Source organism: Cuneatibacter caecimuris, assembly GCF_004216775.1.
GTDB lineage: Bacteria > Bacillota > Clostridia > Lachnospirales > Lachnospiraceae > Cuneatibacter > Cuneatibacter caecimuris.
Window position 1 is genome coordinate 1,187,340 of the sequence record NZ_SGXF01000001.1, and the last position, 20,316, is coordinate 1,207,655.

The following is a 20,316-nucleotide window of genomic DNA, read 5'->3' on the forward strand; positions in this document are numbered from 1 at the left end:
CTGTCAAAGAATTGTGTCATAAATCAGAGGCCTGGCAGCGGGAGAGGTCTTTCCCAGCCTGTAGGATCTGGCCAGGCGCTCTTTTCCCTCTGCCAGTTTTTTCTCATCTGCCGCATACAGTGCAGCCAGTGGCTCTCCTTTATGCACAAAATCTCCGTACTTCCGGTACAGCAGAATCCCCGCGCTGTAATCAATGGAATCTTCCTTGGTGGCTCTGCCCGCGCCCAGCAGCATGGCGGCAGTTCCGCAGCCTTCCGTATCCATATGGCTCACAAAGCCTTCTTCCGGGGCCTCCAGCACCGCGCTGCAGGAAGCTGCAGGAAAGCGTTCCGGTTCCTCTAAATAAGCAGAATCCCCGCCTTGGGCCTGTACCATTTTCTTCAGACAGGCAAAAGCGCTTCCGTCTTTCAGCGCCTGCTCCGCCATCTTCCTGGAAGCTTCAAAATCTCCTTTTCCGGCCAGAGAGAGCATCCTGGCGGCCAGAACAAGGGACACCTCTTCCAGGTCCTTGGGCCCCTTCCCCTTCAGGGTCCTCACTGCCTCCGCCACCTCCAGCGCATTGCCCACCGCAGCGCCCAGGGGAACATCCATATCCGTAATTACAGCCGCTACCTTACGTCCTGCGTGTTTTCCGATGGAAACCATTTCCCCTGCCAGCCGGCGGGAATCCTCCAGAGTTTTCATAAAGGCCCCGCTTCCTGTTTTCACATCCAGCACAATACAGTCGCTTCCGGCCGCCAGCTTTTTACTCATAATCGAAGAAGCGATCAGCGGAATGCTGTTCACCGTGCCCGTAACATCCCTGAGGGCATATAGTTTCTTGTCTGCCGGTACCAGGTTTCCGGTCTGGCCGATCACACTCAGCCCGCAGTCATTCACAATATCAAAAAAGCGCTGCCTGTCTATGGAAATCTGAAATCCCGGGATGGATTCCAGTTTATCCAATGTCCCTCCGGTATGTCCCAGCCCCCGGCCGGACATTTTCGCCACCCGGATCCCGCAGGCAGCCACCACAGGCGCCACAATCAGCGTCGTCTTATCCCCCACGCCTCCGGTGCTGTGCTTATCCGCCTTAACCCCTTTGATTCCTGAAAGATCTGCGGTTTCTCCCGATTCTGCCATTTCCAGCGTCAGTTTTGCGGTTTCTTCCGGTTCCATTCCCTGAAAATATATGGCCATCAGCATGGCAGACATTTGATAATCCGGAATTTCTCCTGCCGCATAGCCACGGACCATCCACCGCAGCTCTTCCCCTGACAGCACGCCGCCGTCCCGTTTCTTCTGAATCAGATCAACCATTCTCATTTTGATTCACCTCCAAGCATTTCCGGCCCGAAGCTCTCCGGCAGCAGCTGGGCCAGGGTCAGACAGCGAAAATCATTCTCACTTCTGACCAGCAGAACCATCAGTTCCTCCGGGTCAGAAAACTCTCTGAGCACCTGACGGCATACGCCGCAGGGCGCGCAGTACTCATCTGTCACCCCGTCCCTGCCGCCCGCCACAGCCACTGCGCGGAACTTCCTGTGCCCGTGAGCCGCTGCATAATAGGCGGCAGTCCGCTCGGCGCAGCTCCCTGCCGGATAAGAGGCGTTCTCCACATTGCTCCCGGTGACCACCGTTCCGTCCTCTGTCAGCACCGCAGCTCCCACATGAAAATGAGAATATGGGGCGTACGCCTGGCCGACAGCGAAAAGCGCCGCCCGGGCCAGTTCCCTTTTCTGTTCCTCAGTCACTGTTTTACTCATCAGTATTCTCCTGTATCAGGCAGCCTGCCTCCCGCTTTCACCAGCTTCACAATCCGGCTGGTTCCCAGGCGGTCCGCTCCCAGTTCCAAGAACTTTACTCCATCTTCCAGAGTAGAGATTCCTCCCGCAGCCTTTATTTTTACATTTTTACCCACATGGGCAGAAAACAGGCTGATATCCTCAAAAGCCGCCCCTGCTTTAGAAAATCCGGTGGAGGTCTTGATATAGTCCGCGCCCGCCGCTGTGACGATCCCGCACATTTTTACCTTCTCTTCTTCTGTCAGCAGGCATGTTTCAATAATCACTTTCAGCGTTTTTCCGCCGCAGGCTGCTTTCACTGCTTTTATTTCTTCCAGCAGTTCTTCATATTTCCCGTCCTTCAGCCATCCGATATTAATGACCATGTCAATTTCTTCCGCGCCGTTTTTCACCGCGTCTTCTGTTTCAAATACCTTCGCAGCCGTAGTATTATAGCCGTTTGGAAAACCAATCACCGTACAGACCTTAATTCTGCCCTGCACATAGGATACCGCCTGATTTACATAAGACGGGGGAATGCATACTGAAGCAGTGTGATAGCGCATCCCGTCATCGCAGATCTGCCGGATCTGTTCCCAACCCGCATCCTGCGCCAACAGCGTGTGGTCCACATGACCTAAAATATTCTGAATGTCCATAAATGCCTCCTAGTCAAGATATCTCTATCATATTACAGCTGAGGCAGCCTGTCAAATGCTGATTCTTTATCACAATGCTTGTCCCGCTGCGAAGTGATTTTTCATCCACCCGGAGTGCTTTGTTTCACCGGGAACAAATTTTCCTATGAAATGAAAAAAGATCCTGCCGCCCAGGATCTTTTTTCTAACCGGCCCGCCCGCCTATCTGCGGCGGCCTCTTCTGTTTCTTCTGTCATGAATCACCATGGATACCAGCGCAGCGCCGCAGCACAGGCAGACCACAATCAACACAACCAAAAGCACCCAAATCCATACCTGACTGCCGCTCTCAGCCTTTTCAGATGCTTGTGTAGTTCTTTCGCGGCTGCTGTCCGCTCCCCCGTTCTGCGTAACCGCCTCTGTTCCGCTGATCTCCGGCGCGGTGGTGGGGGCAGGTTCTGTCACCGGTTCTCTGGCCGGCTCTGTATCCAGAGTCACTTTTCCGGTCGCCGGGTCGGTCAGGGACAGAAAGCCTGCAGATACATAGTATTCACCGTCTCCGAATCTGATCTTCGCCCAGTTCTGATACTTGGCGATCCGTTCATAAGACTGGCCTGCCGTAAGGCACCCTTTAATGGTGGAATAGGGATTATCCAATTCACGCACATTCACCTGCCCTGTAGCCCATACCTTGTCATTACATTCAGTCCACTTGTATTCATCGGCAGTCTGCTGGATGCGGCCAAAACCATAATCCATCAGCACTTTTGTATCATTATAATACTGGTTCTCATTGGACTTCATGATCACCGTAATCACCCTCCGGCCATTGCGTTCGGCCACAGTGAGAAGCGTGCGCTGGGCCTCATTGGTCCTTCCGGTTTTGCCGGCGTATACACCCTCACATTCATATTGGCCGTTGACCATCTGATGGGACATCTGAAGCTGCCGTTCACCGCATTTATTGGTAGCGGGAACCGTATAATTCACAGTGGTGTCAATCTTTAAAAATTCTTTGTTTTTCAGGGCTTCCTGAAAAATCAGCGCCATATCATGGGGGGTGGAATAGTGATTGTCGTTATGCAGGCCGTTCACCGTCACAAAATTACTGTTAACCGCGCCGATCTCTTTGGCTCTCTTATTCATCAGCCCGGCAAAATCTTCTATAGACCCGCTCACATATTCAGCCAACGCGTTTGCACTGGCGTTACAGGACGGAAGAATCAGCCCATAAAGAGCGTCCTTCACTGTCATGGTCTCTCCTTCTGCCGGCACAGGATTCATGGAAGAACTGTGTGAATCAATCCCTGTAAAAGCCGTCTTGGAAAATGTCAGCCTGTCATTCAGGTTATCACAATTTTCCAGCACTACAAGAGCTGTCAGCACCTTCGTAATGCTGGCAGGATAAAATCTTTCATCACCGTTTTTAGCCGCCAGCACCTCACCGGTATCCGCGTCCATTACAAAATAGCCTTCCGCATATACCTGCGGGCCCTCCGGATAAGCCTCGTCCGCCCAGGCCTGACCGGCAGCCGGCATGATAAGGCATAGTAATAAAACCCAGCAGAATGTCAGCAGCGCATAAGTCCTCTTTTTCATCTTTTCTCTCCACCAATTCCCCTGTCTCGGCATGTAAACAGTTTTTTCGTCACATAGATTTAAATATTATAGCAGAACAGCAGGAAAAATGCAAGCTGCGGGAAGGCCGGAAAGCAACAGAATTTTCCCCAAAATTTTCCCGGCTTGACATCCTTTTCCCGCCCCTTTAAACTATAATAAAAACAATTTGCTTAAGGAGCTGTCATGAAACTGAATTTTGATATAAACCGGCCCTATGCGCTGGCGCTGGAAGGCGGGGGCGCTAAAGGCGCATATCAGATCGGGGTCTGGAAAGCCCTCCAGGAAGCGGGAGTCCGGTTCAGCGCAGTATCCGGCTCGTCTGTAGGATCTTTAAACGGGGCGCTTATTATGATGGGGGATGTACAGCATGCAGTAGACGTCTGGGAAAATATCACATACTCAAAAATCATGGATATTGACGACGCCCTGATGCACAGCGCCCTCCACCTGGACTGGAAGAATCTGAACCTGAAGGAGCTGTTTCAAAACGGCGCGCGCATCCTCCGGGACGGCGGAATGGATGTGGAGCCGCTGCGCCGCCTCATTGCGGATACTGTGGATGAAGAAGCAATCCGCAATTCTGATACTGAATTTTATGTAATGACTTATTCCGTAACAGACAGAAAAGAGCTGGATGTGGATATGAAAAAGGTTCCTGCCGGAGAAATGGGGGATATGCTTCTGGCAAGCGCCTACTTCCCGGCTTTTAAACATGAAAAGCTGGGAGGGAAGCTCTATACCGACGGAGGGGTACAGGACCTGGTTCCCCTGGACTGCCTGATCAAACGAGGTTATCCGGATATCATTGTGGTCCGCATCTTTGGTCTGGGGGTGGAAAAAAAAGTAGTGATTCCCGAAGAGACAACCGTAAATACCATTGCGCCCAGGGTTAACCTGGGCCCGGTTCTGGATTTTGATCCGGCCCAGAGTAAGAGGAACCTGCAGCTGGGCTATTATGACGGGCTGCGGTTCCTTTACGGCCTTACAGGCAGGGATTATTATTTTGACCGGAATCTGACGGAGCAGGAAGCATTCGGCATGCTCTGCGAAATCATCCGCAGCCGTTCGCTTTTCCTGAAAAAAGAACCCCCTGCCCTGCGCCGGCTTACTGACAAGATTTTGCCGGCTCTGGCCAGAGAATTATCCCTGCCCGCCGGCGCAGATTACAATGAGTTTTTAGAGACATTCCTGGAGTCTTCTGCCAGAGAACTGGGCCTCCCGCAGTTTCAGGTTGTCACAGAAAGGCTGATGCTGGAACAAATATACGGGGCCCTGGCTTCCAGAAAGAGGGAGGACCTCCCCAAATTTATGAACATCTTATAACGCACATGAATCCGGCCGTTTATTTTTCTGCCTGGTCTCATAGTTCCTGCGGCAGATCCATTCAGTGGAAAGATCCATTGCCCCCCGGCAGGCCATTGTCTCATCCAGTGAATTCAACATGACAAAGTCATGGATGATTCCCTGAAAGCGGGCCGCTGTCACAGGCACGCCGGCGGCCCGCAGCTTTCTGGCATAGGCTTCCCCATCCTCCCGAAGCACATCTGCTTCACCGTTGATAATCAACGCTTCCGGCAGGCCTTCCAGCTGACATGTGTCTGCACGAAGGGGAGAGGCAAAAATATTTTCCCGATCCTTCATAGAGCAGGCATATTGATCCCAGAACCATTTCATGCCATCCCGGTATAAATAATAGTTTTCGGCAAACTTGCAGTAAGAATCAGTATTGAAGCAGGAATTCGTCACCGGGTAAAACAACAGCTGCTTCTGAATTGCAGGCCCTTTTTGAAATTTTGATTTCAACGTCATGGCAATGGCAAGATTTCCCCCTGCACTGTCTCCCGCTACAGTAAGGGTCTTCATGTTTACAGGGCATCCCGCCTTTTCCGCCAGATCTTCCAGCATGCAGAGTACAGAATAACACTGTTCAATCGCCGCCGGGAATCTGGCTTCCGGCGCTCTGGAATACTCTGGAAATACCACAAGACAGCCCGTTCTGGCCGCCAGTTCCCGCACCAGCTTTTCATGGGTATGGAAACTGCCGAAAACCCAGCCTGCTCCGTGGATATAATAAATAACATCTGCCGGGCTGCACATATGCTCCGGCTGGACCATATAAACCCGGATTCTTCCCCACTTTCCGGCAGATACTACAGTGGAGTCTATTTTCGCCGGATACATGAATACCGGAGTATCCTGGGCCTGTTCCAGCTGCTTTCTGCCTTCCCCAGGGGGTACCTGGTATATTCTCGGGACTTTCACAGCAGCATCGCTGACTGCTTCTGCTGCCTTTTCTAATTGAACCGCTCGTCTCATTAAAAACTCCTTAACCGGAATATTCTAACACTATGATATTCTTTTTGGGCCGTTCTGTTCATAGTCCTAACGCCGGAGCTGCCAAAGGGCAAAAAAAGTCGAGAGATTTTAATTTCCAGTAGATATAATGGACACATAAGGAGGTGAGGTATGTTGGAACAGATCAACGCCGTTCAGCGCATGCAGGATTATATTGAATCGCATCTTTTTGAAAATATTTCGCTTTCCGCGCTTTCAAAAATATCCCTGTACTCTCCCTGGTATTCCTACCGCCTGTTTGTAAATCAGACAGGACTAACGCCATCAGAATATATCCGTAAGCTGCGCCTGTCAAAATCCGCATTGAAACTGCGTGATGAACGTTGCAAAATTTTAGATGTGGCTTTAGAAATGGGTTTTGGAAGCGTGGATGGTTATCAGCGGGCTTTTCGCCGCGAGTTCCATTGCAATCCAAACGAGTATGCGGCCAACCCTGTTCCTCTTTATCTTTTCACACCTTACGGAGTAAAATTCAGGCATATCGAAAGGAGAACAGTAATGGAAAACTTAAAAAACGTATTTATTCAAGTCATCAAAAAGCCAGCGCGCAGGGTAATCATTAAGAGAGGGGTAAAGGCAGACGAATATATGTCCTACTGCGAAGAGGTGGGCTGTGATGTCTGGGGACTGCTGCAGAGCATTAAATCAATCAGCGGAGAACCTGTATGTCTCTGGCTTCCTCAGGCTTACCGCAGACCGGATACGTCGGAATATGTCCAGGGCGTTGAAGTCGCTGCTGATTACAGCGGCGTTGTTCCGGATGGTTTTGAGGTGATCGACCTCCCTGCGGCGGAATACCTGATGTTCCAGGGGGAGCCTTTTGCGGAAGAGGATTATTGTCTTGCTATTGAAGAGGTGCAGGCTTCTATTGAAAAATATGACCCGGCAGTAATTGGATATTCCTGGGACAGGGAAAATCCACGGGTTCAGCTGGAGCCGGTTGGCGCCAGGGGGTATATTGAGATGCTTGCGGTTAAGAAAAGGCAGTAAAATATTTTGCCTCATATGTTGATTATGAAAGCACACCCTTTCAGCAGTCTGCAAGGGTGTGCTTTTTTATCTCATTGGTGAGACCTACTTGAGGTTTTTCTTACCTGTTAATCCGCCTATTTACTCTTTCCGCTGTTTGGATGCCCTCACCGCACAGCAGTTAATAATATTTGCAGTTAATTATTTTTCACAGACTGCTTAAGCAAAGAAATAAAAAGAAAGGAAAGGTTTTCATGTAATTGTATGTTATCTAAAGCCTAAAGCTATTCCATCAAGGGACTTTATATTAATCAGAAGATACCTGACTTCTACCATTTCCAAGATTACTTGCAGTCGTCCGCCTGCCACTCCTGCCAATATTTTGAGAGGGTTTACGGGACATTGGCCATACTCATTCTGGTAAATTTTTTTTCGCAGCATTTTTGTTCCTGTCATTTTTTAATAACTCATGATTAATCTTAGTTCGTTTCTACTTTCTTCAAAATGATCTGCTCCTATTTACACAAAATAGTGGTGTAAGCTTTAAAGGTAAAACAGTTGCAGTGTAACGAACAATACTAACTTTCTTGTAAAATCAGAACTTTGGCTTGGACGGAAATAACTTAAATTTTAAAAATGCTTTTGAAAATGCTTTTTAATTCATTTCGCCACACGGCGGAGACTAGTTTTTCCTGTTCCTGCTTGTCCATCTTCTCATTTCAATCCACTCCGCCACACGGCGGAGACGGCTGTTTTCCACCGTTTGCGGAGATCGACAGCGTATTTCAATCCACTCCGCCACACGGCGGAGACTAGGCCTTGAAATACCAGAAGATTATGGAAGATTATTTCAATCCACTCCGCCACACGGCGGAGACTGCAAATCTGCACAAAAAATTTCCTTTAAATTATACATCTTCAACAATCATAGAGCCATTTTCCACGCACTTTACTATTTTTAATATTGCACTCAATAAAAATTATTACTTTTTATATGATTTAAATGGTGCGAATCTCCCAGAGTTTTTATGATCGCTTATGGTTCGCACAAAAAACTGATTAAAAATTTCACATGACGATATAAGCCTCCTGAGAAAAAATTGTACTTCAATTTATTGACATATAACTCTTAAATTGTACCATACATCTGCAATAAAACAAACCAAAAAAAGCTAAAATATCAATAATTCTTTCGCCCAAATCCATTTACCATCCAATACGATCTTCTCATATATATTGGTATTTATGCTATTGATCAACATAATTCCATCTACTGGATTTGAGGGTTATATTGCACATATGTAAAAACAGAATTTCGCTCCCTGGTTCCATAATTTATACATTGTTCCGTCACATTCCAAAACGAGTTTTTCCCGCTGATGTTTTCCCCTTTAAATCTTAAGCTTTCCTGTTAGTTTTACTGTATTCCATGCGTGCTTTAGAATCGTCTGTTCTCGTGTTTTGTCTTCGCTAATGTGGACCATATAATGAGCATAAGAGGGCTGAGAATGTATCCCGTAAGAGGACTGAATGGAATTCTTCATTCGATCTATCTCTTTGTATTTTGCCGAATGTTCTATTGCACGTCAATAAATATTATGTAATATTTTAAGTTTCTACTTATGTTATATTTTTCAAGTATAGTTTATTTATACTCAGGATGCTCACCAGCAAAATATTTTAAATGCCACTTGTTATCTCCTGTATTTTCATACTCATTTCGCCAACATTCCTCACATAAATCAGCTGCAATATCAGAAATAACTTCTTTAAATTCTAAAGGTTCTATGAATTTGTTCGGTATTTGGCTCATACCAAGATATGCACCCATAATATTTCCGGTAACTCCCCCAGTAGAATCACTATCCCCTCCATGGTTGACAGAAGCTGTAACCGCTTTGGTAAAATCGTCCTGATACTTTAAGGAACAATAGACGGCAATGGCCAGCGTTTCCTCTGCAACCCAACCCTCTCCAATTTCCCTTATGGCATCTAAATCATTTAAATCCTGATGGGCAAGAAAAACTGCCTTATTCATTATATTTTTAAATTCATCAATATAAGGCTTATCCTTATATATAGCTATTGTAGTCTCAATTGCCTCAGCAATGATTTCCTCTAAGCCATTGTCAGAAAATGCGCATTTTGCTACGATATGCACCAATGCAGCCGCCGGAATATACCCCAAAGGGTGTCCATGCGTTATCGCAGCCACCTCTGCCCCTACCTGGTCAACCTCAATTAAATTATCAATATATTGGGGCAGATATAATCCCACCGGAGCTACACGCATAATGCCTCCGCATCCTTTACTGTCATTGACAGGATCAGATACACTTCCGCATTTTTCATCCCTCAGTGCTGACAGACACGTACTACCCGGAGCTCTGCAGCGATACATCTCTTCGACATTCAGTAACCATGATTTACAATATGGATTTGCCTGCCCGCATTTTTCATTTTGGGTTATCATCCAGTCTTTATAGGCTGCCTCAATATAATTCTGCCACTTTCCCATATCACCCCGAAGATATAGACAAGCATAACCCACCAACAGACCATTTGCTGTAAACAGGGTCATTTGCGTATCATCGGATATCAAAGCCTTCCCATGAAACAGTTCATAGTCCTGTATTCCGTTTTTACCATATAATATAAAAATGTCTTCAGCACTGCGAAACTCTATCGGATATCCCAGCGCATCACCAACAGCCCCTCCATATAGGCAGCCTTTAAATTTATCTAATCTCAAATTATATGTGCTCATTCATCCCATCTTTCTTTTGCCTATTCAATGTCCTTCACATACCTGCACTTGGGATAATTCGAACAGCCGTAAAAGCTGTTTCCGGCATTATTTCCTTTTTTAGCCACCCTTAATTTTAAAGTCCCACCACAGCTCGGGCATATTAAAGAGGAATCTTTTGGGACAGCCTGCACCTCATTTTTAAAAATCTGAGGCCTCTCAGCTGGTTTGAATTTTTTATTGATATTCTCGATATGAGCTTCTTTCATGGCTTGATCTACATGTATAAGCACTTCAAGTTTCCTATACACTTCGTTGACTTTTTCTTCATTTAGCGCATCGCTTACGTTATCCCAAATATCACGTACAGCAGCATACAGTAAGTCTCTCTTAATAACACGAATATCCGTACTTTCCACCGCTACCTTTTTTAATTCACAGCGATTTGAAAAAACGATGATTGAAAACAAGGGTATGTTTTCTCCAAGATATTGTCCCAGCCATTTCATGTGGGTTTTGTTCTGTTTTATCGGATTATAAAATCGGTTTTTTTCTTTGTTTGGAAGCATTGCTGTCCAGTATCCTGCTTTTTCATCTCCAAAAATCCAGCCGGAATAGTTTTTGCTTTCTATCACAAATATTCCCTTTTGTGTTATAAAGAGCACATCAATTTCCGATGTCTCCCCATTTTCTTTAGGCACATATACATTTCGCAATATGCGTCCTTTTCGTCCGAACAGCTTGACTAATTTAAGCTCCCGTTCAGTCAATTTTTCTCCATGACGCCCTGTCCAATTCGCATCAAATATACTGTCTAATAGTAAATCAATAAGTCCTTTGGCCATAATGGTTTTCCCCTCTCTACAGATCCACATTAACCCGCCCATTTTCTTCAAACCGAATCCGCCAAATGCTTCATACATATTCTCTATCTGTGTTGCCTCTTCGCTACCCAAAACTCATCCATTCCCTTCAGACATTTCATCCGCCGAAGTTTGATTTTACAAATCTCACAAATCCGCTCCAGAGCTGCTTCTACAATAACATTGGATACTCTAATTTCCTTTGGCACCCTTGCTTTTAAAATAACCGAGCCTTGACTTTCACATACTGCCTGTTGCCCTAGGTCTGCAATGCTTCAATCCTCAAGGCTCATCCGAGCCTTGACATCAGCTAATGATCGGGACGCTATACAAGAACTGCTTCAATCCTCAAGGCTCACCCGAGCCTTGACACCTGCTAAGGGATGTTAAGACTTTATGGGAAACCTTCAATCCTCAAGGCTCACCCGAGCCTTGACAACTCTGTAGCGGACTCACCGGTGGCACTGGATCCTTCAATCCTCAAGGCTCACCCGAGCCTTGACCATTGATCTCCAGCTTTGTACGGTTCCCATAACTCCTTCAATCCTCAAGGCTCACCCGAGCCTTGACTTTCAGGAACTTATAAGTTCTACGGACACCAGGCCTTCAATCCTCAAGGCTCACCCGAGCCTTGACGATCGTTAACAGTAGCCAGCGAAACGCGATTGACCCTTCAATCCTCAAGGCTCACCCGAGCCTTGACCTTTCGTAGGGCTTACCACATGGATCAGTACTTTCCCCCTTCAATCCTCAAGGCTCACCCGAGCCTTGACCGCAAATATGCACAAAAACATCTCCCAATTTCCCTAAAACCCTTCTCCTCTTTGTACACATTTGCCAAACCAATCACAAGATCTTTTTTCTTTCACTCCTATTCTCAAAAATCATCTCATAATTCAGGTGCGAAACCCCCAGAAATTTCATGTTCACATACCATTCGCACTACAGAATCAGAGTTCCCATAACATCAAATCCCGGTTTTGCTCCAACATGCTCTACCTTATTTTTATAGTTGTTGCCAAGATAATAAAATCTCAGGCTATCCACATCTTTATCAATAATTCCTTCGAGAATCGCCTTTACTTCCCTGCATTTCGCCGCATCCATATTGCATTCAAACACCGAATTCTGAACCCTTTGCCCATAGTTTACGCACTGTTTTGCCACATGCCTGAGCCGTCGTTTCCCTGCGTCCGTCTCTGTATTCACATCATATGTTATTAAAACAAGCATCGTTCTCCTCACCTACTTCCAGAAGAAGGGCGGGTATTCGTCCAAGTCCCCTCGAATATACCTTGCCAGCAGCATCGCCTGAACATAGGGAACCATCCCCCATTCCACTTTTTCATCCAAGAAAGGGTGCCGAATGATTTCCTGTTTTTTTGCCTTCCACTGTGACAAGAATATCTTCCTCGTATCATCATCCATGATTACAGCGCCGTTTTCTTTCTTAATAAATCCATCGGCCCCAATTATTTTTTTATTAATCATAGTCAGTACAAAGCGGTCGGCCATAACGCTCCTGAGTTCTTCTACCATGTCGAGGGCAAGGGACATGCGCCCCGGCCTGTCTGTATGGAAAAAACCAGCATAAGGGTCCAGACCAACTGTTTCCAACCCTCCCGCGCACATTCCTGTCAATAACGTATACGCAAAAGAAAGCATTGCATTTACCGCATCCAGCGGCGGCCGGCGGCTTCTTCCCTGAAAGCAGAAGTCTGTCTTCTGCTGCAAAATCAAATCATCAAATACATCAAAATAGACCGAAGCCGCCTCTCCCTCCAATCCCCTCAGCGATGGCGCATCCTGGCAATCTTTTATTTTCTTCATCGATTCTGACAGAAAACCAGATTTTCTCTTTATCTTTTCGATGTCCAACCTCATCGGATAATCCCGGCAGGCGCGCTCCAACACCCACTTTGCATTATAAACTTTGCCAAGAATACAATTTCTCGCGATCGCTATACTTGCGTCCGCATCCATTGCTCTATGGTACTGTTCTCTCCGCAGCGTGATATTGCCGCGCACCTCGCCTGATACCCTGGCCAAAAATCTGCCGCTGCCGGACAAAAAGACGAGATTAATATCCCGCTTTGCACAAGCTCCCATCAGCGCAGGACTTGCTCCCGTATATCCAAATGTTACGATCGCCTCAAGATTATGCAGCGGTATCCTTCCGATCTCAATCTGCTCCTCCAGCACAACCACATTTTCTCCATCCAGGGACAAATACCTGTCCGGTGAGGTTACATAAAGAGTATTCAATAATTTCTTCATAGTCTTCCCTTATTCACCTCACTCCTCCTCCACCGCCTGCGCAATATATGTTTTTACTGACTTTGCTTTTCCCAACATTGGCAGGCACAAATTCTGCAGGGAACATGCATTGCAGCTATTGGTTCTTTTCGCTTTTGGAGTATATCCCTTCTCATAATACTGGTGCATCTCCCGGAACATGTCCCGTACTTTCCCCTTCAGTTCTTCAGATAGAGCAACCTGTACCCTGTGCCGGGTTTCGCCGTAAAACAGATATCCTACCGGAATTTCGCAGCACATCATTTCTTCCAGACACATCGCCTGCGCTGTAAGCTGCAGTATATCAATTTCATTTTCTTTGGGTTTTCCTCTCTTGTACTCAATCGGAACCACCGTATAAACTCCATCGTACCCAGAAAGGGAAATCCCTTCCTGGGTTTTATGGAATTCCACCACATCGCACTCCCCGCTGATTCCCAGTTCCCGCGAATGTACCGGCATACCTCTTGAAATAATTAAATCACCCCGTTTTTCAACTATAGTCTCATCATGCGCGCGCTCATGCATCAGGTGCCCCTCTATTGTCCGGACATTTTCTGCCCACTGCAATTCAATGTATGCCAGCGCCCATTGCCTCCTGCAAAAGGCAAAATGCTGGATTCCGGATAGCTGCAGGAATTCTTCCTCCTGATACAAGATCAATACACCTCCGGTTCTGCGCCTTCCAGTGGCTCCAGCTCAACCGTATAGTCCTCGAAAGATTTCGGTCGGCTTACGTTGGGCGTAATTTTTACGCTGCGATGTATTTTTGCCGTGGAAATCTTTGGTGTTTTCTCCTGATGCTGCCACCAAAACAGTTTGCAGACCTCCATGCTTCCTTCCGGCCTCGCTGAGGACGCGTCATTTTCAAACAGCGTGCGCAAAGCTTCCTTCAGGTTTTCTGCATCCTCCTGGGTAAAGCCGGTCTTCTCCGCCAGCTGCACGTTGACGCTCCCCTTTACCACATACAAACCAAAGCCCACTCTGTGCTTCGTCCCCATCGTGTCGGAAGCTTTTCCCTCTTTTCCGGACTCACTGTTCACGCTTTTCGTAATCTGCATGCTGATCAGATCCACCGGTGACACGCTGACTGCCTGATGAATGGATACCGGGCCGCGCACTCCCAAAGAAACATCCGATCCTTTGAATGCGAATACCTGTCCAAACATTCTTACATCTGTCCATGTCTCGCATGCAATCCTGGCGCATTTGTCCTTATTGGCTTTCTTCCCCAGTTTCATCTCAGCCTTCAGCGCCTCGCACTTCTCCGCCCTGTCCCGCAAACTGGTGCAGCCATCATCCGCCCGGTCATCCGACTGTACAAAAATCGTTTCTCCCAAATCCTGAAGCCGGTTCCTGATTTTTCGTTTGATGCAGACATCAGAAATCTCTCCATACCCATCAAAATTTTCTCTTGGACGATTCCCATTCAAAGGGTCTCCGTTTGGATTGGCATTTGTTGCAGATACCAGCAATACAAAATCAATTTTTCCTTTCAGTTCACTCATGATCCTTTTCCTCCTCCGTTCTATTTCTCAATGCATATGCCTGATTATGAAATCCCAAAAGGTAACGGCCGTTTAAGCTGTCCCCCTTCTCAAAATCCCCTTCCTGGAACAGCCAGCATATTTCTTCGATCATGTGCTCATAATGCCTCCGTTCCGGCGCCGCCAGCTTCATTTTATATGGCTGAATCCGCTCCTCAATCACCTTCCAGGTCCGGAAGGGCTGCTGGGAAAACGCATTCATGAATCGCTTTGCATTTGTTTCTCTGCTCTCCTCCTTATCCTGCGTCCTGTACTCAATCCGATCTGCCACCGCCAGCAGGCGTCCATACAAGTAGTCCCTGTCATGGCTCTCTGTATTCAATGCCACTGTCCATACCTCCTCTTCTTTTCTCTCGATCTCTTTCTTTTTCACCAGCGAACACGCCAAAGACAACGTCCGATCCCAATTCATCCTGCTTTCATAAGATACCGGGGAGGACGCCCTCTGTACCGCAAGGTTTACCATGTCCTGCGGAACCGGCCGTCCCGAAAGGATACAAGGCAGGAGACGTTTGCACACCTCTCCGGACATTTTTTCAGCAGAGCCTTTCAGCGCCATGTCCCCGCGGCTTTCCGTTCCATACAATAGATTAGCAATATCCCGAACCCCTGCCACGCCATAATAACGATAGTATGATTTGTCCTTATACTTTGGATATAGCCACCCGCAATCCTCGTGCCAGCGCTTTAAATTCTTCAAATACGCGCTGGTGGAAAGCTGTTGGCACTCCATCATGGCCAGCCTTCCTGTCGTTGCCGCATCAAATGCCATCAAGATTGTCTGGGATCCGGCATCCATCATCTTCTCATACCCTGCAATGGCCCTCTGGAATCTGGCGGCTTCTCTGGGGTCGGTTCCCGCATAACGCCGGTCTTCTTCTTCATCCCCCCAGCCTTCCCACGCCTCATAGTTATCACAGACCATATCCGTATCCAGGCACCAGTCTGGCAATTCCTTCAAATCAGATTCCCAGGTAACCACACATAGCCCATTCCAGTTTCGCCCCTGCCTGCGGATAATCCACTTCAACGCATTATGCGCTTTCTGAGAGTCCTCATAGCCAATTGCAAATGCCTCTTCCTTATTGATAAAACGCCCCCGGAATGTGTAATCCGTTTCGTCATTTGCCGATATCAGCTTTGCGCCATCCCCCTCATTCCTGATTTTCTTGGGATGAAGATAAGAAATGGAAGTCCACTCCCCTGTCAGGTAAGATAAGCCAACCTGTGTAACCGATGCTCTGCAATACGCAATATAGGCCTCCTGCAGCGTCAAATCCAGCCAGCATTCGTTGGGGATCCGGTCTTCCCCCTCTCTTAGCAGGTTCCTGCCCTCATCCCACTCTTCCTCCACACAGAAACGGACAAACGCATCCTGCTGCGCAACATTCTGTATCTTTTCCTTGGGAAGGACACAGCCGTCTTCACCGGTCAGTAATACCCCGCAGGCAATCAGGTCTTTCATCAAATTCCCTTTTTCCAGATACTTATAAACAGCCCTCACCTTTTCATGGGAGAATTCCGACTTCGCCCATGCTTCTAATCCCTCGATATAACATCTGTGATGTTCCGAATAGTCCTTGCCTTTTTCAGATACAGTATAATCATTGTAATCTCCGGAAAGATATTTCAGGTTATCGCACAGGGGATGCGCTTCTATACCGGCCGTCCGCGCAGCTGACTTCTCTGTCACCGGAATGATGGTGATTTTATCTTCATCCGCGACCCGCTCCGCCCGCAAAAACACCCCTTCATGATTTATTGTTACCGTAATTTGCGCTGTAACAGTGGTATGGAACAGCGGAAGAAGAATCAGCGGTTCTCCGAACCGTCCCCGCTCAACTTTCCCGGCAAGCGTCTGATTTTTTTCGTATAAGTCACAAAGTTCCCTGACCCAGTTCACCCTGCCACCTCCTCGCCTGAGAATTCTTTCAGACCAGTAAAGTTCCCGGTTCCAAATTCTTTCATCTCCATCTCACGGATGGAACGTTTCTCTGTGCATTCCTCTGGTTTCAGAAATTGAATCACTCCGTTTTTCATCACAGGGCGCCAGAAACGAACTGTCATCTTCCCTTTGTCTTCCTCCAGAATTGCTTCGTCTGCATAGGTAATCCCATGATACATAAAACCAAAAGCCAACTCGTCGATTGCGCCATAGGCGCTTTCTTCCTGTCCGGCGTCAAAATCACAAGGCTCCACATACCCCTGGCACTCTCTTGTCCCCAGAAAAATATCCCGTCTGCCGCCTCTGGCAACCATCCTCTTCGCAATGTTATGATGCTTGTTTTCGTTACGGTCTTCTTCCAGCTCGGGACGGTTTTCGTTCCAGATAAAATGGGCCCGTACCTGATACCGTACATCTTTTAAATAGGTATAATAGGACAGGTCGTTCCCCCCGCCATAACCGATGGGCCGTACCCCCTTCGCCTCCGTCTGAATGGGATTCATCACTCGGACAGCATCCACAACCCAAATCAGAGTCGGCTTCCAATAGATACTTTGTACAATTCCCTTTAAAGCCTCATAGGTAGGGATCTGATAGGAAAATTTTTCACCTCCTACCCTGGTGATGGGATCGGAAAATAACGCGTAATCCCCCCTCACCTCAAATTCGATCCGATTTTCATGCATGGCTTCACCTCCTTCGTAATCTTATATAAACAGTTCCGGCAGCGGGGCCGGTTCTGATGTTACGCCAATATCTCTATCATAAAATCTTTCATCCAGCACCAGGATATGGCTGTCCCAAATCCCATGAATCCCGGCCTCTAATTGCCTTCTTTCCGTTTGCGTGACAGAAACAGTATACACCTGCAGCTCTCTCAGAAGCTGTTTCTTTCGCGAAGGGGCAAGATAGGGTTCTTCCAGCTGCGCCAGTTTTCCTCTCGCCGTTTCATCGTAAGGTATCAGTAAGGTTATTTTTCCGCTGTCCTCTATGGCTTCAAATTTTTCTCCGGCAGTTTTAAAGGCTTGTTTCAGTATGGGGCCTTTCTTCGCTTTGGGTGCAAATGCGGGATTGGAGGAAAGCAGGTCCACAAGATTGGTGGGCACTCCCTCCACAGTCTCCTGATAGCACATTTCCGCCAGACGCTTTACATAATATATCTGAAAATACATCGTTATTGCCTTTTGAGAATCCAGGCGCCCGTCCAGGCTTTCCGGATTCCCAGAAAACTGGCACAAAACCGACTGCATGGCCTGCTGTGCAAACCGGATATCTTTCAGATGGGAAAGGTTTTCCATTTCTTCACACATTTTAACAATAAACACGTACCCCAAAGGGGCTTCCCGATGCCGGTTGCAGCGGCCAGCCGACTGAATCACATTGTCCAGGCCTGCCAGGGATCGGATCACGCATCCAAAAGAAATGTTTACACCTGCCTCGATCATCTGTGTGCTGATACAGATCTGCGGTTTCTTTTGGGACAGATTTTCATTTATCTTCTCCAGCACATCACTTCTGTGTTTGGGGCACATGCTTGTGCTCAGATGCCGTACATCATATCTCCCTTCACACAACGCCAATACTTTTTTATAAATCCTGCGGGCGCACGCCTTTGTATTCGCGATGAAAAGCACACTTTGATACCTTTCCGCTTTTTCCAATATGTAAATGGCAGCCTCTGAGGCATCCATCCCTCCCGGCGGCCTCATCGTATCGTCCACTATTTTTGTTCTCCGAAAGCCCTCTTCATATGATTCAAACTCCGGCACCATATGTCCGCAGGGCCGCAGGCGGTTTCGGGGAAGATCATTCAAAAGCGGCTGCGTCGCTGTGCACAGAACCACTGTTGCTCCTGCAAATTCCGTAAGGAAATTCACTGCTAAATTAAAAAGTTCCATAATGCGCACCGGCAGTGCCTGGGCTTCATCCATGATAATAATACTGTCGCACAGACTGTGCATTCTCCGCACATTCCCTGTCTTATCCGCAAACAGCGTATTTAAAAACTGCACTGCCGTGGTCACAATCACCGGCAGCGACCAGTCCTCGGTAATCCGGTCATACCGCGCCTGCTCCGCCGCTCCTTCCAATACAATGTTGCAGTGGTGTTCAAGGACCAGCTCCGGCATGCCCAGCGCATTCCTGATTTCGTCTGCATTCTGCTCTACAATGGAATGAAAAGGCGCCACATAAATGATACGCTTTTTATTGTATCTGGCTGCGTGGTAAACAGCAAAGCGAAGGCTGCTTAAGGTCTTTCCGGCGCCTGTCGGCACCGTGAGCCGGAACCGTTTTTGCGGTTTCTCCGCCATATCCCGGCAAGTCCTGGAAATCTCACTGCGGCACCAGTTGATTCCATGTGGATTGCTGGGGGAATCTGTCTTTTTCTCAAGTCCGGCGATGTGATTCTCAAGATTTGTGATGCAGGAGCTCCATATACGTTGAAGTTCTTCCGTTGATGGGGTGCTCTGCGTATCCTCCCCCGTCATAAAATCCTCTGTATTTCTCCGATCCGCATCAATCAGCAGGGAGATCAGGAGCCGTTCGTACATTCCGAGAAAGAAGTCACGGTTTCCGTATAGATTTTCTTCTTTCCAAGTTGTCATTGTATTTTGGATAGTTTGCAGAAGTTTTATTGCGTCTTTCCGAGCGCAGACGCATAAAGCCTCTATCTGCTTTTTATCAAATTCCTCGTAAAACCGAAGGCGGCATTCTTCTACCGGAAGGGACTCCGCCTTCCTGCGCCGCCGGTCCGAGAGGAAGGAACTGTCATCGCATGACACACAATCCTGTAACCCGTGGTGGGAATAAATTGCTGTCTGAACCAGTTCAGACAATACTGTATGTGGGGCCAATTCCTCTATCAGCTGGCCTCCGGCTGTGGCATGGTCCATTTTCTCTCCCTGGGCAGAATCTGGGTACTGAATCCGATTTTCAAAGTAGGTTTGCCATTCATCCGGGTATTTGCCTGCGTCATGAAGCAATGATGCCAGATGTATGATGCTTTCTATAAATGATATTGAATTTTTCTTGCAGGCAGCGGAAGCGGTCGCTTGAAGGTGAGCATAGATTGACTGGTATTCATCTGTGTCGGGATTATAGTGAGCATGGTATTTTGAAATATATTCCGGCATGGTAACTACCTCACTTGTTTGCGGTGACTGGGCTTGTTGCGGATCTTTTAGCAAAGTTATATCACTTTTTTATATTCTGCCTGTATTAGCATTTTCTCCCCATTTAAAGCCCCCGTTTTTTTCTTCATGTGCAGTCTCGCCGAAAAAAAACTAATAAATTCTTGCAATTCATTATACTACAAAAAATCATAAATTGGAAGATTAATCCATCATTTACCTGATTTTTTTTGTTTTATTATGCATATCTGCCAATTCTCAGGCGGGCGTATCTTTATTCCTGGGTTTTATACTGGCATTCGCTGTACTCTCATCATGAATAGAAATAACTTTTATGCAGTTCCGGCAATGCTCCGTTTCTGAAAAAACCGCTTCTGCCGATTTGCAATTGGCAATCTTCTATTACAGAGCTTATTTGTCTCATGATAATTATGAATAAAACCA

Annotated in this window: 18 protein-coding genes and 1 CRISPR repeat array; of the genes, 3 read left to right on the plus strand and 15 right to left on the minus strand. The window is 47.2% G+C overall.

What is annotated here, in order from left to right:
* Positions 1–3: 3 nt before the first annotated feature.
* The 4 genes from EV209_RS05665 to EV209_RS05680 all read right to left on the minus strand — a co-directional run bounded on the left by EV209_RS05665 (position 4) and on the right by EV209_RS05680 (position 4,000).
* Entirely contained in the window at positions 4–1,305 is a 1,302-nt protein-coding gene (locus tag EV209_RS05665) for a pyrimidine-nucleoside phosphorylase (RefSeq protein WP_130433872.1), read from the minus strand.
* Positions 1,302–1,745 carry a cytidine deaminase gene (locus EV209_RS05670; RefSeq protein ID WP_130433874.1) on the minus strand — a complete coding sequence of 148 codons (444 nt, stop codon included), beginning with the start codon at positions 1,743–1,745 and terminating at the stop codon, positions 1,302–1,304. Before EV209_RS05670 ends, EV209_RS05665 begins: the two co-directional genes overlap by 4 nt.
* Positions 1,745–2,422 carry a deoxyribose-phosphate aldolase gene (gene deoC / locus EV209_RS05675; protein ID WP_130433876.1) on the minus strand — a complete coding sequence of 226 codons (678 nt, stop codon included), beginning with the start codon at positions 2,420–2,422 and terminating at the stop codon, positions 1,745–1,747. The genes EV209_RS05670 and deoC overlap by 1 nt, the downstream gene beginning before the upstream one ends.
* Positions 2,423–2,623: 201 nt before the next feature.
* A complete protein-coding gene (locus tag EV209_RS05680) occupies positions 2,624–4,000 on the minus strand; it encodes a D-alanyl-D-alanine carboxypeptidase family protein (RefSeq protein WP_165388824.1) in 1,377 nt (458 codons plus the stop codon).
* 204 nt (positions 4,001–4,204) lie between these two features.
* On the opposite strand from EV209_RS05680, the gene EV209_RS05685 reads away from it, so the two are divergent.
* Positions 4,205–5,344: a patatin-like phospholipase family protein gene (locus EV209_RS05685; protein ID WP_130433880.1), complete on the plus strand. Its 1,140-nt coding sequence runs from the start codon at positions 4,205–4,207 to the stop codon at positions 5,342–5,344.
* On the opposite strand, the gene EV209_RS05690 is transcribed toward EV209_RS05685, so the two are convergent.
* The gene (locus tag EV209_RS05690) at positions 5,339–6,337 is read right to left on the minus strand and encodes an alpha/beta hydrolase (protein ID WP_130433882.1); all 999 of its coding nucleotides are present in this window, start codon (positions 6,335–6,337) and stop codon (positions 5,339–5,341) included. The genes EV209_RS05685 and EV209_RS05690 overlap by 6 nt on opposite strands.
* Positions 6,338–6,487: 150 nt before the next feature.
* On the opposite strand from EV209_RS05690, the gene EV209_RS05695 reads away from it, so the two are divergent.
* Complete coding sequence (locus EV209_RS05695; protein WP_130433884.1) at positions 6,488–7,366, plus strand: helix-turn-helix domain-containing protein; 879 nt, start codon at positions 6,488–6,490, stop codon at positions 7,364–7,366.
* A gap of 798 nt (positions 7,367–8,164) precedes the next feature.
* Positions 8,165–8,377 (plus strand): hypothetical protein, encoded by a 213-nt coding sequence (locus tag EV209_RS17070; protein ID WP_408608999.1) that lies wholly within the window; start codon positions 8,165–8,167, stop codon positions 8,375–8,377.
* Positions 8,378–8,990: 613 nt separating this feature from the next.
* Here the strand turns inward: EV209_RS17070 and EV209_RS05700 are convergent.
* The 10 genes from EV209_RS05700 to cas3 form a co-directional block, all read right to left on the minus strand.
* Positions 8,991–10,097: an ADP-ribosylglycohydrolase family protein gene (locus EV209_RS05700; RefSeq protein ID WP_243647501.1), complete on the minus strand. Its 1,107-nt coding sequence runs from the start codon at positions 10,095–10,097 to the stop codon at positions 8,991–8,993.
* 35 nt (positions 10,098–10,132) lie between these two features.
* A complete protein-coding gene (locus EV209_RS05705) occupies positions 10,133–11,047 on the minus strand; it encodes an NERD domain-containing protein (protein ID WP_243647502.1) in 915 nt (304 codons plus the stop codon).
* Positions 11,020–11,163, minus strand: a complete 144-nt coding sequence (locus EV209_RS17075; protein ID WP_408609000.1) for a DUF6930 domain-containing protein — start codon at positions 11,161–11,163, stop codon at positions 11,020–11,022. The genes EV209_RS05705 and EV209_RS17075 overlap by 28 nt, the downstream gene beginning before the upstream one ends.
* 63 nt (positions 11,164–11,226) lie before the next feature.
* Positions 11,227–11,727: a CRISPR direct-repeat array (repeat unit 33 nt; unit sequence CCTTCAATCCTCAAGGCTCACCCGAGCCTTGAC).
* A gap of 169 nt (positions 11,728–11,896) precedes the next feature.
* Entirely contained in the window at positions 11,897–12,187 is a 291-nt protein-coding gene (gene cas2, locus EV209_RS05710; RefSeq protein ID WP_130433888.1) for a CRISPR-associated endonuclease Cas2, read from the minus strand.
* A gap of 12 nt (positions 12,188–12,199) precedes the next feature.
* On the minus strand, positions 12,200–13,231 hold the full coding sequence (gene cas1c / locus EV209_RS05715; RefSeq protein WP_130433890.1) for a type I-C CRISPR-associated endonuclease Cas1c: 1,032 nt from the start codon (positions 13,229–13,231) through the stop codon (positions 12,200–12,202).
* 18 nt (positions 13,232–13,249) lie between these two features.
* The gene (gene cas4 / locus EV209_RS05720; RefSeq protein ID WP_130434209.1) at positions 13,250–13,909 is read right to left on the minus strand and encodes a CRISPR-associated protein Cas4; all 660 of its coding nucleotides are present in this window, start codon (positions 13,907–13,909) and stop codon (positions 13,250–13,252) included.
* Complete coding sequence (gene cas7c, locus EV209_RS05725) at positions 13,909–14,757, minus strand: type I-C CRISPR-associated protein Cas7/Csd2 (protein WP_130433892.1); 849 nt, start codon at positions 14,755–14,757, stop codon at positions 13,909–13,911. The genes cas4 and cas7c overlap by 1 nt, the downstream gene beginning before the upstream one ends.
* Complete coding sequence (gene cas8c / locus EV209_RS05730; RefSeq protein ID WP_130433894.1) at positions 14,750–16,699, minus strand: type I-C CRISPR-associated protein Cas8c/Csd1; 1,950 nt, start codon at positions 16,697–16,699, stop codon at positions 14,750–14,752. Before cas8c ends, cas7c begins: the two co-directional genes overlap by 8 nt.
* A complete protein-coding gene (gene cas5c / locus EV209_RS05735; protein WP_130433896.1) occupies positions 16,696–17,427 on the minus strand; it encodes a type I-C CRISPR-associated protein Cas5c in 732 nt (243 codons plus the stop codon). Before cas5c ends, cas8c begins: the two co-directional genes overlap by 4 nt.
* Positions 17,428–17,448: 21 nt before the next feature.
* A complete protein-coding gene (cas3, locus tag EV209_RS05740; protein ID WP_130433898.1) occupies positions 17,449–19,875 on the minus strand; it encodes a CRISPR-associated helicase Cas3' in 2,427 nt (808 codons plus the stop codon).
* Positions 19,876–20,316: the final 441 nt, after the last annotated feature.

Coding starts and splice junctions, on each gene's coding strand:
- EV209_RS05685 (WP_130433880.1), top strand. CDS start 4,205: ATGAAACTGAATTTTGATATAAACCGGCCCTATGCGCTGGCGCTGGAA.
- EV209_RS05690 (WP_130433882.1), bottom strand. CDS start 6,337: ATGAGACGAGCGGTTCAATTAGAAAAGGCAGCAGAAGCAGTCAGCGAT.
- deoC (WP_130433876.1), bottom strand. CDS start 2,422: ATGGACATTCAGAATATTTTAGGTCATGTGGACCACACGCTGTTGGCG.
- cas5c (WP_130433896.1), bottom strand. CDS start 17,427: ATGCATGAAAATCGGATCGAATTTGAGGTGAGGGGGGATTACGCGTTA.
- EV209_RS05695 (WP_130433884.1), top strand. CDS start 6,488: ATGTTGGAACAGATCAACGCCGTTCAGCGCATGCAGGATTATATTGAA.
- cas2 (WP_130433888.1), bottom strand. CDS start 12,187: ATGCTTGTTTTAATAACATATGATGTGAATACAGAGACGGACGCAGGG.
- EV209_RS05665 (WP_130433872.1), bottom strand. CDS start 1,305: ATGAGAATGGTTGATCTGATTCAGAAGAAACGGGACGGCGGCGTGCTG.
- cas7c (WP_130433892.1), bottom strand. CDS start 14,757: ATGAGTGAACTGAAAGGAAAAATTGATTTTGTATTGCTGGTATCTGCA.
- EV209_RS05670 (WP_130433874.1), bottom strand. CDS start 1,745: ATGAGTAAAACAGTGACTGAGGAACAGAAAAGGGAACTGGCCCGGGCG.
- cas1c (WP_130433890.1), bottom strand. CDS start 13,231: ATGAAGAAATTATTGAATACTCTTTATGTAACCTCACCGGACAGGTAT.
- EV209_RS05680 (WP_165388824.1), bottom strand. CDS start 4,000: ATGAAAAAGAGGACTTATGCGCTGCTGACATTCTGCTGGGTTTTATTA.
- cas3 (WP_130433898.1), bottom strand. CDS start 19,875: ATGCCGGAATATATTTCAAAATACCATGCTCACTATAATCCCGACACA.